This is a genomic window from Chryseobacterium metallicongregator (genome assembly GCF_031324065.1).
Taxonomy (GTDB): domain Bacteria; phylum Bacteroidota; class Bacteroidia; order Flavobacteriales; family Weeksellaceae; genus Chryseobacterium; species Chryseobacterium metallicongregator.
The window spans coordinates 875,684-888,038 of record NZ_JAVIXS010000020.1 but is presented as its reverse complement, the minus strand read 5'-3'; the positions used below and the strand labels follow the sequence as shown (position 1 = coordinate 888,038).

The following is a 12,355-nucleotide window of genomic DNA, read 5'->3' as shown; positions in this document are numbered from 1 at the left end:
AAGTGAATGGTGACTATTAATTAATCAAAAGATTAAAACTATTCAATGCTTTTCCGCTTTGAAGGCTTTCCTGAGCCATTAAAAGACAGTCATCATACGTCCCGAATTTACCAGTGTTGTGTAGCGCTACTGATGCATTGGCAAGGATTACAGAGTTTTGTTGTACTGTACCATTTCCTTCCAGAATATTCATAAATATTTTTGCGGTTTCCTGAATGGAACTTCCGGCTTTAATATCTTCCAGTGTAACCGGATTGAAACCTAAATCTTCTGCAGAATAGATTTCTTCACCGTTTTTTGTAATAATCTTGCTGTCGTCGGTAAGGCTTATTTCATCATATCCGTCAAGACCGTGGACCAGAGTAAAATCACGTTCCTCTTTCTGAAGGAGATACTGATAAATTCTTGCAATTTCCAGATTATAAACTCCAATCATTGAATATTTTGGTTTTGCCGGATTTACCAATGGACCCAAAAGGTTAAAGAATGTCCTCAATCCCAAAGATTTTCTCAATAATCCGACTGATTGCAGTGCAGGATGAAAATAAGGGGCATGTAAGAAACAGATATTGGCTCTTTCAAGATCTTCATTCAATTGTTCTGAACTGTTTTTAAACTGATACCCCAGTTCTTCCAGTACATTCGATGAACCTGTAGTAGTAGAAGCTCCGTAGTTTCCATGTTTTGTTACTTTTTGTCCGGCTCCGGCAACTACAAAACTGGCCAGAGTAGATATATTAATGGTGTCCTTTCCGTCACCTCCGGTTCCAACAATGTCAATTGCATCACTGGCATTGATATTTACAGGAACAGCCATTTGTAATAAAGCTTCTCTGAAGCCTTCCAGTTCTTTCAATGTGATATTCCGCATCAGGAAAACACTCATAAAAGCAGTAACTTCTGCAGTGTTGAATTTATTCTGTGCAATCTCAATCATCATTGCTTTTGCTTCAGATTTTGAGAGTGTGTTATGATTGAACAGATATTGCAGTATTTCTTTCATTTGTGGTGTTTTTATGGTTGTTGAAGAGATTTCTAAGGTTTTCATGACAACAGAAAGTTTTTAATAATTACTTCTCCTTCCGGCGTTAAAATACTTTCAGGGTGAAACTGTACTCCGTGTACATCATATGTTTTGTGCTGCAAAGCCATGATCATTCCGTCTTTATCTACAGCTGTAATTTCCAGTTCTTCCGGGAATTCTTCCGGATTTACTGCCCAGCTGTGATATCTTCCTACTTCCAATCCTGAATGTAAATCTTTGAAAACTTTGGTGTTTTCTTTTACAATTTCAGTAGTGGTGGCTACTCCGTGGAAGATTTCAGAGAGGTTAATCAGGCTTCCTCCAAAAGCTTCGGCTATAGCCTGCTGCCCGAGACATACTCCAAGGATACTTTTTGTAGGGGCATATTCTTTAATAAGGTCTAATAAAATACCGGCTTCTTCAGGAATTCCAGGCCCTGGAGAAAGGATGATTTTGTCATATTTTCCAATCTCTTCAAGAGTAATTTTATCATTTCTTACCACATCCACTCTTTGATTCAGAACTCTTTCGATAATCTGGACAAGGTTATAGGTGAAGCTATCATAGTTGTCGAAAACGAGAACTTTAAGCTGTGGCTGTTGGGTGTTTATATTGTTGTTCATTGCTTTTTTTGTTAGATAGTTGCTGGTGATTTTTGTTGCTAATTGACGGACTTATTTTTCAACTATTTTTTCGGCTTTTTCTACAGCTTTTTTAAGAGCATTCAGTTTGTTGTTGACTTCCTGCAGCTCACTTTCAGGAACAGATTTTGCCACAAGGCCGGCACCAGCCTGATAAAATAACGTGTTATTTTTGCTTAAGAATGTTCTGATCATGATGGCCTGATTACAGGTTCCGTTCAATCCGATAATTCCTATACAACCTCCATAGTATCCACGGGAATCTTTTTCGTATTGGTTGATCAGCTGAAGTGCTTTATGCTTAGGTGCACCGCTCAATGTTCCTTGAGGGAAAGTTGCGGAAACCATTTCAAGAGGATTGATATCGTTAGCAACATCTGCAGTCACTTCACTTACCATATGAATCACGTGAGAGAAAAGCTGGATCTCTTTAAGTTTAGTAACGGTTACATTTTTTCCAAGCTTTCCAAGATCATTTCTAGCCAGATCTACCAGCATGGTGTGTTCTGCATTTTCTTTAGGATCAGCTTTTAAAACTTCAATAGCTTCAAGATCAGCTTCAAAGTTTCCTGTTCTTTTTGAAGTTCCGGCAATCGGATGAATAATTGCTTTATTATTTTTAATGATTAACTGGCTTTCAGGACTTGATCCGAATAATTTATAATTTCCGTAATCAAAATAGAACAGGTAAGGGGAAGGGTTGATATTTCTCAAAGCACGGTACACATTGAACTCATCTCCCTTAAACTTCTGTTCAAATCTTCTGCTCAGCACCAACTGGAAGACATCACCGCGCATACAATGTTTCTGTGCTGTTTTTACCAGTTCAAGATAATCTTCATCGGTAATATTAGAGGTTTCCTCACTGGTTTTTTCAAAAGGATAAACTGGAGTATTCTGATTTTTAATAAGGTTTTCCAACAGATGAAGTTCAGATTTTACCCCATCAATAAAGTTTTCAATAATATGCATTTCATCATTGAAATGATTGATAGCAATCACATATTGGTATAATCTGTATCTCATCACAGGAATTTCTACTTCCTTGCTCTGTGCTTTAAGATTAATGTTTTCAAAGAATTGTACCGCTTCAAAGCTTGTATATCCAAAAAGACTCTGAGCTGTCTGTTCAATCGGGTCATGGGTTTCTTCACATTTAAAAATTTTTCGGAACTCTTCAAATATATCTGTGATATTTCGCTCCATAATAAATTGCTTTACAGGAGCAGAAGCAGGAAGTTTGATTTCATATTCGTTGAGGTTTTTCACTTCAATTCCGGCAATAGCGTTCACCGCAATAAAGGAAAAATTATTATCAATACTCTTTGAATCTGAACTTTCCAGAAGAATGGTGTCCCGGAATTTATCCCTGATTTTAAGATAAATATTCATAGGAGTATGAAGGTCTCCCAGTGTTTTTTTCGAAACAGTTTTTATTGTAATTGTGTTGGTCAGCATCTTATTGTTTTTTGTGAGATTAAGGAATAAAAAAAGGCTTTAACGGTATCCGTCAAAGCCTATATATTGTTTTTTGATTATTTCTGCTGTAGTTAACAACATGACAATACCTCCAGACCCGACGAAGAGTTTGAAAGCCACCACCAAATATTGTTGTTCATTTTTAACATGGGACAAATGTAGAAATTTTTTTAATAAAAAAACTAAAAAATATCAGAAAATACTAAAACTTAATATAGAAATCCTTTATTTAAGCTGCCTGAGCTCCTGTTTCAATTCTTTGATTTTTTCTCTGTATATTTTATCATTATCATATTCAACGTAATTTTCCAGTGCAGAAATGTATTCTTTTATGAATTCCTTATTTGTTGTATCAGCTTCATATTTGATTCTGGCAGAGTTAACAGGAGCCAGTTTTGAATACTTAATATTGGCCTGCCCTTCATCAGACTGATAATAGAGAATGACCATGTTTTTTTCATAGCCCGGAATGTATTTTACAGGAAAAGAAACTTCTGTCTGCGGAATCCTGATAGCGTTTTCAATCGGATAAATCGCTGCGCTGGTCGTAGAGAAAAATGTTGAAATATATTTTCCATCCTGTTTTTTGACAATAGCCTCATAATCGTGGATATACATGTCGTTCAGGGTAGAATTGGTTTCTACATCCGAAGTGATAATAGCTGTGCTTTCAACACCATATTTATTTAAAAACCATGCATTTAAAAACTGTCCTCCAAATCCATTTATTATAGCCAGTGGAATGATTGGGATCAAAAACCACGCTTTTTTGGTCAGATAGGAGAGCAATCCAAAGAACGCAAACAACAGAACCACAGTATAAAAACCATGATGGCTGGTGAAAAACAGAATTTTTGAAATTAAAACCATGGATTAAATATAATTATTTTATTTAAACGCTGAGATCGCAAAGATGTTATTAAATGATTATTAAAATGATCGCAAAGGCTTTTCATTCAGCAAAAGACGCTGTCATTAGCTAAACAAAGTGCCATGGCGAACAAAAAATTGAGTTTTATTATAATTACCTTGCGAACCCAGCGTTTAAACCATTTATTGTACCGGTTCAGACAAAGGAATATCAGGAGTTCCGCTGTAGAAAACAATTAAGGTGACTCCTTTGTCACCCGTTTTTCCTCGGTGACCCACATTCACCATTTCCGGTAGCACCTGGCCTTTACGTATCCATTGTGTTTTACCGTCTTCTTTTCTTTCCACCTGAATTTCACCTTTTTCTACATATGCTGCATTGATCACAGGATGTTTATGCCAATTCAGTGCTGAATTAGGAGGTACAGCAATTTTAAGAACCGTGATTTCCGGTTGTGTAGTAGGATAGGCCGGATATACCGTTCCATCCCATGATTTGGTGGTCTTTAATAATGTCACTGATTCAATTTTATCAGAATATTCTGATTGTGGTTCGTTAGATGAATTGTCACACGAAAGAAAGAGGGAAGAGGATACAACAAAGAAAGTTGTAGCCAACAAATTTTTTTTAGTCATAAGCTTCATATTTATATTTCGGTTTTGGTTCGGATCATCCGATATACAAAAATAATAACCTATTTTAAATTTCCCTATTGGTGGAATTAATTTTTTATTGTTAAATTAAAACTCTGATCCCAAAAATATTTCTCAAAGAAAACATTTGTCATAAGTTTAAAAGGTTATTTTTTATATTTTTGCTTCCAAATTAGAAAAAAATGAAAAAAGTATTAGCAATCGCATTTATCGGAGGTTTATTATTAGCAAGCTGTTCTAAAAAAGTAGATCACTCTTTACAGGACACCAACACGATGCTTCCAGAGCCAGAAGTAGCTACTGTTGATTCTACGGCTAAAACTGCTGCTCCAGCTGCTGCAACTCCGGCTGCTCCTGCACCTGAAGCTGCTAAAACAGATTCTACAGCGAAGAAATAATGAAAAAAATACTTTTAGCAGGAACTTTGGGTCTTATGATCATTTCCTGTTCTAAAAAAGAAAATACAGCAGAAGTAGCGTCTTCTTCTTCTGAAACAAGTGCTGTTTCAGAACCTGCTCAATCTAATCTTTCAGGTGATCAGATCATCGAAACATTGGACTGTTCAGGATGTCACTCTGTTAATGAGAGAATGATAGGACCTTCTTATAAGGAAATTGCAGGAAAGTATACTGAAAAGGATACAGAACTACTAGCTTCCAAAATTATAGAAGGCGGAAGTGGAGTATGGGGAAGTGTGCCTATGGCCGCCCATCCACAGGTATCTAAAGAAGATGCCAAAAAAATGGTGGAATATATTTTAAGTCAGAAGAAATAGAATATGTCCGCTGAAAAATCCAGTCTGCACACAAGAAATCTGCATCGCAATCCCTATGATTTTGATCAGCTTATTTCTTGTGTGCCGGAACTGAAACACTATGTTTTCTTGAATGCTTATCAGACGGTAACAATTAATTTCAGCATTCCAAAAGCAGTGAAACTGCTCAATAAAGCCTTACTCTTACATTTTTACAACATTAAAGGCTGGGATATTCCCGATACCAATCTTTGTCCACCCATTCCGGGAAGGGCAGATTATGTACATTATATTGCGGATCTTTTAGCTGAACAGCTTGATAAAATTCCGACAGGAAATTCTGTAAAAGGCCTGGATATAGGAACAGGAGCCAATCTTGTGTATCCTTTAATCAGCCACAGATCTTATGGCTGGACAATGCTGGGAACAGATATTAATCAGGATTCATTGAAAAATGCTCAGAATATTCTGGATCAGAATGAAGATTTATCCACTGCCATTCACTTGAAAAGTCAGCCTGATGCTGATCATATCTTTACCAATATCATTAGTCCTGACGACAGATTCACTTTTACGATGTGCAATCCTCCTTTTCATGATTCTGAAGAATCTGCCATGAAAGGGAATATCAGGAAAACCAAAAACCTTAGTAAATCAAAGAAAAGCAAACCTCTTCTTAACTTTAGTGGTCAACAGTCTGAGTTGTGGTGTGAAGGAGGCGAACTTGCATTTATTACAAAAATGATTAATGAAAGTGCTTTATTTTCATCACATGTTCTTTGGTTCACATGTCTGGTTTCAAAAAAAGATAATATCAATAAGCTGACTAATCTTTTAAAAAACATCAAAGCTGTAGAAGTGAAAACCATTGATATGGCTCAGGGACAAAAAGTAAGCAGAATGCTGGCATGGACGTTTATTCCTAATAAAAACAGGGGATTCTGGTTTGTTTAAGGTTCAATGTTTAGGGTTTAAAGCTTCTGACACGATAGATCAAATTACGAAACTAAATTAACTTATAATAGGGTGCCTTGCTAAGTGAAACGGCTTTGCGATCGTTTTTTTACCATTATATTAATAATAATCTTTGCGACCGCAGCGTTTAAATACTTCAATTATTGGTTGCAATACCTTATATCTCTTATCTCAACTCCATTCCTTGTTCACTTTTTAAAATTTCTGCAAAAACCCATTGATGGTCATGTCAAAAATGCCTAAATTTGTACGCTTTTAGAAAAATAAGAAATGCAATTATCAGAACAAGAAATCATTAGAAGAGAAAAGCTGAATAAGCTTACTGAAATGGGGATTAATGCGTTCCCTGCGGATGAGTATATAATTACAGATACTACAGAATCTATAAAACAGGACTTTTCTGAAAGTAAACAGGTGAAGATCGCTGGTAGATTGATGTCCCGCAGAATTCAAGGAAAGGCTTCTTTTGCAGAATTGCAGGATTCTAAAGGAAAAATCCAGGTTTATTTCAACAGAGATGAGATCTGTCCGGGTGAAGATAAAGAACTATATAATGAAGTTTACAAGCACCTTTTAGATATCGGTGATATTATCGGTATCGAAGGAGAATTGTTTACTACTCAGGTAGGAGAGAAGACGGTTTTAGTGAAAAACTTTACGCTTCTTACAAAGGCTTTACGTCCTCTTCCACAGGCAAAAACTGACGATAACGGTGTTGTACACGACGGGTTCACCGATCCGGAATTAAGATACAGACAGCGTTACGTAGATTTAACGGTAAACCCACAGGTAAAAGAAATTTTCGTGAAAAGAACAAAATTGTTCAATGCCATGAGAACATTCTTTAATGATGCAGGATATTTTGAAGTGGAAACACCAATTCTACAGTCAATTCCTGGCGGAGCTGCAGCAAAACCGTTTATCACGCATCACAATGCATTAGATATTCCATTATATTTAAGAATTGCCAACGAATTATATCTGAAAAGATTGATCGTAGGTGGTTTTGACGGAGTATACGAGTTCTCTAAAAACTTCAGAAATGAAGGGATGGACAGAACACATAACCCCGAGTTTACCGCTATGGAAATCTACGTAGCGTACAAAGATTACAACTGGATGATGGATTTCACTGAGAAATTATTGGAATTCTGTGCTATTCAGGTAAACGGAACTACAACGGCTACATTTGGAGAACACAATGTAGACTTCAAAGCTCCTTATCCAAGAGTTTCCATGACAGAAGCAATCCTGAAATTTACAGGTTTTGATATCACAGGAAAAACTGAGAAGGAATTATATGATTTTGCCAAGTCTATCGGTATTGAAGTGAATGAGACGATGGGGAAAGGAAAATTAATCGATGAGATCTTTGGTGAGAAATGTGAAGGAAACTTCATCCAGCCGACTTTCATTACAGATTATCCGATCGAAATGTCTCCACTGACAAAGAAACACAGAAGTAAAGAAGGCTTAACAGAGCGTTTTGAATTAATGGTATGCGGTAAAGAAATCGCTAACGCTTATTCAGAGCTTAATGATCCTATCGATCAGAGAGAACGTTTTGAAGCACAGATGGCTTTATCTGAAAGAGGAGATGATGAAGCAATGTTCATTGATCAGGACTTCTTAAGAGCATTGGAATATGGTATGCCACCAACTTCAGGGCTAGGAATCGGTATGGACAGATTAATCATGTTCTTAACGAATAATCCATCTATCCAGGAAGTGTTATTCTTCCCTCAGATGAGACCTGAAAAAGCGGTTCCACAAATTGAATTGGGAGAGGATGAAAAAGTAATCCTTGAAATCCTTAACTCTCAGGAAGAAGCAATGTCTCTGGCTGAAGTAAAAGAAAGAAGCCAGTTATCCGGTAAAAAATGGGATAAAGCTTCTAAAACTTTGACAAAAAATAATATTGTGAAAGTAGAAAAGATTGACGAAAATCTTTTGATGAAACTGGCTTAAGATTTAAGACAATAAATAGTATAAATAAAAAGACTGCTTTTGGGCAGTCTTTTTTTGTAGGGCATTGTAAAAGAAGGTTTTATTTGTATATTCATCTCCTGAAAAACTAACTGAAAACCTATTAAACATGTCAAAAAGAATTAAAATTCTTCAACCTGTTGCGCTATATTCGGCTCATGAAGAAAATTCCAAAACTTCTGACTTTTTACACGAAGGAGAAATTGTAGAATTTAACCGTGAAAAAAGGCGAAATGGAATTAACTGGATGGAAATTTATGTTGCCGGAAAGATCTTATATATTAAGAAAGATTTTTCTAAAATGTATATTGTAAGAGATGCCAGTCTTTCCGATGATTCCTGCACCGTTGTATTTATTGAAGAAAATGATGGTAGAAAACGGTCTTTTTCTGAAGTATTCAGTGGTTCAAGAATAGAAAATGAAGAAAATAATACGGCTGTAAAACTAAGCAGGACTTATGATTCAGGGAAAAAGGAAAAGTATCTGGAACTTTTCTATGATAAAAACAATGCAGACGTGAATATTAAAACACTTGTTAAAAAAGATAAATTTGACATTACTTCTGAAAACAAAATTTTTCTTGAAATTTTATATGGTAAAAAAACGGGGTATATTCTTTCTAATGTAGATTATTCTGAAAGTAAAGACTGGTGGATGAAACCTCTTATGTATATCATCATGATTGCTGTAGCAATCCTTGCGTTTGCAGTAATTTTTAAAACCGGATGGATCGTTATAGGGCCAATTCTTTTGATTCCAGGTGCTATATTGGCATTTGTCATTATGCTTGTCGTCAAAATAACACTAGGAATACTCAATTTCCTTTTTCAAAGGATCAGAAAGCGTTTTTAAACAATAAAAAAGGTACAGAACTATGCTGTACCTTTTTCTTTTTTCCATTTCCGAAGCTGTGCCCTGAAGTTTTTAAACGGAGCCACGGTATTGATATGAATCCATTTCCAAACCGGCCACTGGGCGGGAGTAGTTGCCCATTTCCTCTGTCCGGGAGTGAATAATGTTTCATCGTCAAGATTTTCTATCCAAGTGATAATTTCATTAACCTGACTTCGTAGCAGCTCTCTTTGCTGTTGTAAACTATAAGAACCATATTCATGATAAAAAGACTGATATAATCCTCCAAGATTATTCCATTTATATTCAGGAGTGGGAGTTTTCACTTCAATTCCTTTGCTTTCATCAGATTCCCATTGTAAAAGCAGGTGAGTCCAGCCCAATTGATAGGAAATATTTTGGGATGGAGTTTTGTCAACTCCCGGTTGCAGAAGATCTTTTTCCTCTTCTTTTACATCGTTAAATTCCTGATCATAGAGCAGATATCTTTTCTTTAGCTCTTCAATGAATTCTGTTTTGTCTTTATAAGTCTGCATATTTTACCTATTTTCTCAGCTTACTGAAAGAAGCCATCAGATAAAATAAGAAAGGAAGAATAAATAATGATCCCAGCATCAATGCCCATCCTAATGCAGCAATAGTTTTCGGAGGAGCCATATGCTCAAGCAATGAAAGATGCTGTCCGTTTCCTAATAAAATAATATCCGGATTATGCTGATAGGTTGCCGCTACTAAAATCATCACCATCTGGAATCCAGCCAAAGCACGTACAGGAAGTAGTTTTTGACGGTTCATCGCTCTTAAAATAAGCAATAAAGCAATCGTAGCAAAGGCAATTGCCATAATCCCCAAAGGTTTGGAAAATACCCACATCAAAAGAGGAATATCTGAAATATAAGCGGTCACAAATACCAGAATTCCTGTAATCACAACGAAGATCATGGTCTGTTTGGATTTTCTGATCATTAATAAAAGATCAGCTTTATCACGGGTTTCTCTTAATGAAAAGATGGAAGCAAGATAGGCACAAAGCGCCACCGTAAATAAACCTACAGAAACTCCAAACCAGTTCAGCCAGCTAAACACATACAAATCCAGAAAACCTACAGCATCAGGATTGATAGAATGTGAAACGGTAGCAGCAGCAATTAATCCCAAAAAGAAAGGAGTTAAAAGACTGGCATAGTAAAAGATCTGAGTATATAAAACCTGCCAGTTATCCTTTACCGCATCATAATGTCTGAAGGTAAAGGCTGTTCCTCTTGCAATAATTCCCAAAAGCATCAGTACTAAAGGAATATGAAGGTAGGTAGACATGGTGGTATAAATCTCGGGAAACCCTACAAAGAGAATTACAATGGCGATGATGAGCCACATATGATTGGCTTCCCATACAGGAGCTATGGATTCATACATGATTTCCTGGGTTTTATTTCTGGCTTTTTTATGTGTGAAAAGTTCCACAATGCCAGCCCCGAAATCAGCTCCGCCTAAAATAATATAAAGACAGATGGAGAGCCAGAGAAAACCTATTACAATGTAAATCATGATTTTTTGTTTTTATCGTTAAACTGAGCATCGGTAGGATCATAAAGCTTCGGTACCATTTGAATCTGTCTCTTTAAAAGGAAAACAAGGATCAATGATAATGATACGAAAATAGCTGTAAAGAAATAGAATGAATACTGTATTCCCGGCATAGGAGTTACAGCGTCAACCGTCCTCATGATTCCATAAATAATCCAAGGCTGCCTTCCGACTTCAGTTACTGTCCATCCGGCTTCCAGCGCAATATATCCAAAAGGTGTTGCTATTAAAAATGTTTTCAGTAACCAGTGTTTATTCAGCCATTCTTTTTTGAAGAAGAAAGCATATAAATAAATAGCTCCAATAACAATCATCACCACTCCGAAGAAAATCATGATTTGGAAAGCATAATGAACCACAGCAATCGGAGGCCATTCATCTCTAGGGAAATCCTTAAGACCTTTAACTTCAGAATTGAAATCATTGCTCACTAGAAAACTTAAAACTTTCGGAATTTTCACCGCATATTTCACTTCTTCTTTTTCCTCATCAGGAATTCCTCCAATCACAAATGAAGCCCCTTTTTCAGTTTCAAAATGCGCTTCCATAGCTGCCAGCTTAATAGGTTGTCTTTCCGCTACCGATTTAGCGGCAACATCACCACTTAACGGTGCACCAAATGCTCCGATCAATGCAAAACCTACAGCAATTCTGAAAGCTTTGGTATGAAATTCAATATTTCTTTTTCGCATGATCATAAAAGCATGTACTCCAGCTACAGCAAATCCTGTTGCACAAAATGCAGCAACCGTCATGTGGAGAGCCTGAGGGAACCATGCATCATTAAACATCGCTTTGATAGGATCTATATTAAGATACTGTCCATTGATATAATCGAAACCGGTTGGAGAGTTCATCCATGAGTTGGCTGCTACTACCAGAATTCCGGAAGCAAGCCCGCTTACTCCTACAAGAAATCCGCAGAACCAGTGAAACCATTTATTGAACCTTTCCCATCCATATAAAAAGAACCCGATAGCAATAGCCTCAATGAAAAAGGCTGTTCCTTCCAATGAAAACGGCATTCCGAAAATAGGACCTGCATGCTTCATAAATCCAGGCCATAGAAGCCCAAGTTCAAAGGAAAGCATTGTTCCTGAAACCGCACCTGTCGCAAAAAGGATGGCTACCCCTTTGCTCCATGCTTTTGTCAGTCCTTTGTATACTTCGTTATTGGTTTTTAAGTATTTCCAATGGGCAAAAGCCATCAGAAAAGGCATCACCATACCCACACAGGAGAATATGATATGAAAGCCCAGAGAGAGTGCCATCTGAGCGCGTGCTGCTATAAAATCATCCATAATATCAACTTTTCAGTAAATAAATTTACGCATAAATTATTGATGTTGAATATGATTTACAACAGTTGGTATTTCACGAATACCTTTTAATTTTGAATCTTTTATTGGCATTCTATTTCTTATGTTTTTACTAAGAAAACTCTACATTTTTTTGACACTTTTTAACTTTCATACCTCGAAAAAAATCACGATATTTGTAAGTCTTTGCATATAGCAGGATTTTTAATATTT

The 12,355-nt window shown here is 36.4% G+C and carries 13 protein-coding genes; 5 read left to right on the top strand and 8 right to left on the bottom strand.

Annotation, left to right across the window (positions count from 1 at the left end):
* Window positions 1-16: 16 nt before the first annotated feature.
* The 5 genes from trpD to REB14_RS21910 form a co-directional block, all read right to left on the bottom strand.
* Window positions 17-1,003: an anthranilate phosphoribosyltransferase gene (trpD, locus tag REB14_RS21930; protein WP_309523338.1), complete on the bottom strand. Its 987-nt coding sequence runs from the start codon at window positions 1,001-1,003 to the stop codon at window positions 17-19.
* A 41-nt stretch (window positions 1,004-1,044) separates the two neighbouring features.
* Window positions 1,045-1,647, bottom strand: coding sequence for an anthranilate synthase component II (locus REB14_RS21925; RefSeq protein WP_079241105.1), 603 nt, complete (start codon window positions 1,645-1,647; stop codon window positions 1,045-1,047).
* Window positions 1,648-1,698: 51 nt separating this feature from the next.
* Entirely contained in the window at window positions 1,699-3,123 is a 1,425-nt protein-coding gene (locus REB14_RS21920; RefSeq protein WP_079241106.1) for an anthranilate synthase component I family protein, read from the bottom strand.
* 246 nt (window positions 3,124-3,369) lie between these two features.
* A complete protein-coding gene (locus REB14_RS21915; protein ID WP_079241107.1) occupies window positions 3,370-4,014 on the bottom strand; it encodes a hypothetical protein in 645 nt (214 codons plus the stop codon).
* Window positions 4,015-4,197: 183 nt separating this feature from the next.
* Complete coding sequence (locus REB14_RS21910; RefSeq protein ID WP_079243881.1) at window positions 4,198-4,650, bottom strand: cupin domain-containing protein; 453 nt, start codon at window positions 4,648-4,650, stop codon at window positions 4,198-4,200.
* Between the two features lie 200 nt (window positions 4,651-4,850).
* Between REB14_RS21910 and REB14_RS21905 the strand changes: the two genes are divergently transcribed.
* From REB14_RS21905 to REB14_RS21885, 5 genes are all read left to right on the top strand, one after another.
* Window positions 4,851-5,066, top strand: a complete 216-nt coding sequence (locus tag REB14_RS21905; protein ID WP_034696013.1) for a hypothetical protein — start codon at window positions 4,851-4,853, stop codon at window positions 5,064-5,066.
* On the top strand, window positions 5,066-5,443 hold the full coding sequence (locus tag REB14_RS21900; RefSeq protein ID WP_309523292.1) for a c-type cytochrome: 378 nt from the start codon (window positions 5,066-5,068) through the stop codon (window positions 5,441-5,443). The genes REB14_RS21905 and REB14_RS21900 overlap by 1 nt, the downstream gene beginning before the upstream one ends.
* 3 nt (window positions 5,444-5,446) lie before the next feature.
* Window positions 5,447-6,376, top strand: coding sequence for a 23S rRNA (adenine(1618)-N(6))-methyltransferase RlmF (gene rlmF / locus REB14_RS21895; protein ID WP_309523291.1), 930 nt, complete (start codon window positions 5,447-5,449; stop codon window positions 6,374-6,376).
* A gap of 291 nt (window positions 6,377-6,667) precedes the next feature.
* Window positions 6,668-8,365 carry a lysine--tRNA ligase gene (lysS, locus tag REB14_RS21890; protein WP_079241110.1) on the top strand — a complete coding sequence of 566 codons (1,698 nt, stop codon included), beginning with the start codon at window positions 6,668-6,670 and terminating at the stop codon, window positions 8,363-8,365.
* Window positions 8,366-8,492: 127 nt separating this feature from the next.
* A complete protein-coding gene (locus REB14_RS21885; protein WP_309523290.1) occupies window positions 8,493-9,236 on the top strand; it encodes a hypothetical protein in 744 nt (247 codons plus the stop codon).
* 20 nt (window positions 9,237-9,256) lie between these two features.
* Here REB14_RS21885 and REB14_RS21880 read toward each other — a convergent pair whose 3' ends face one another.
* The 3 genes from REB14_RS21880 to REB14_RS21870 are packed head-to-tail and all read right to left on the bottom strand — an operon-like array spanning window position 9,257 to window position 12,124.
* Entirely contained in the window at window positions 9,257-9,772 is a 516-nt protein-coding gene (locus REB14_RS21880; protein WP_309523289.1) for a ClbS/DfsB family four-helix bundle protein, read from the bottom strand.
* A 7-nt stretch (window positions 9,773-9,779) separates the two neighbouring features.
* Window positions 9,780-10,784 carry a cytochrome d ubiquinol oxidase subunit II gene (locus REB14_RS21875; protein WP_034695999.1) on the bottom strand — a complete coding sequence of 335 codons (1,005 nt, stop codon included), beginning with the start codon at window positions 10,782-10,784 and terminating at the stop codon, window positions 9,780-9,782.
* Window positions 10,781-12,124 carry a cytochrome ubiquinol oxidase subunit I gene (locus tag REB14_RS21870; protein ID WP_079241113.1) on the bottom strand — a complete coding sequence of 448 codons (1,344 nt, stop codon included), beginning with the start codon at window positions 12,122-12,124 and terminating at the stop codon, window positions 10,781-10,783. The genes REB14_RS21875 and REB14_RS21870 overlap by 4 nt, the downstream gene beginning before the upstream one ends.
* Window positions 12,125-12,355: the final 231 nt, after the last annotated feature.

Excerpts from the sequence above, each read along its gene's own strand:
- trpD (WP_309523338.1), bottom strand. The coding sequence starts at position 1,003 with ATGAAAGAAATACTGCAATATCTGTTCAATCATAACACACTCTCAAAA.
- lysS (WP_079241110.1), top strand. The coding sequence starts at position 6,668 with ATGCAATTATCAGAACAAGAAATCATTAGAAGAGAAAAGCTGAATAAG.
- REB14_RS21910 (WP_079243881.1), bottom strand. The coding sequence starts at position 4,650 with ATGACTAAAAAAAATTTGTTGGCTACAACTTTCTTTGTTGTATCCTCT.
- REB14_RS21880 (WP_309523289.1), bottom strand. The coding sequence starts at position 9,772 with ATGCAGACTTATAAAGACAAAACAGAATTCATTGAAGAGCTAAAGAAA.
- REB14_RS21900 (WP_309523292.1), top strand. The coding sequence starts at position 5,066 with ATGAAAAAAATACTTTTAGCAGGAACTTTGGGTCTTATGATCATTTCC.
- REB14_RS21870 (WP_079241113.1), bottom strand. The coding sequence starts at position 12,124 with ATGGATGATTTTATAGCAGCACGCGCTCAGATGGCACTCTCTCTGGGC.
- REB14_RS21915 (WP_079241107.1), bottom strand. The coding sequence starts at position 4,014 with ATGGTTTTAATTTCAAAAATTCTGTTTTTCACCAGCCATCATGGTTTT.
- REB14_RS21920 (WP_079241106.1), bottom strand. The coding sequence starts at position 3,123 with ATGCTGACCAACACAATTACAATAAAAACTGTTTCGAAAAAAACACTG.
- REB14_RS21905 (WP_034696013.1), top strand. The coding sequence starts at position 4,851 with ATGAAAAAAGTATTAGCAATCGCATTTATCGGAGGTTTATTATTAGCA.
- REB14_RS21875 (WP_034695999.1), bottom strand. The coding sequence starts at position 10,784 with ATGATTTACATTGTAATAGGTTTTCTCTGGCTCTCCATCTGTCTTTAT.
- REB14_RS21925 (WP_079241105.1), bottom strand. The coding sequence starts at position 1,647 with ATGAACAACAATATAAACACCCAACAGCCACAGCTTAAAGTTCTCGTT.
- rlmF (WP_309523291.1), top strand. The coding sequence starts at position 5,447 with ATGTCCGCTGAAAAATCCAGTCTGCACACAAGAAATCTGCATCGCAAT.
- REB14_RS21885 (WP_309523290.1), top strand. The coding sequence starts at position 8,493 with ATGTCAAAAAGAATTAAAATTCTTCAACCTGTTGCGCTATATTCGGCT.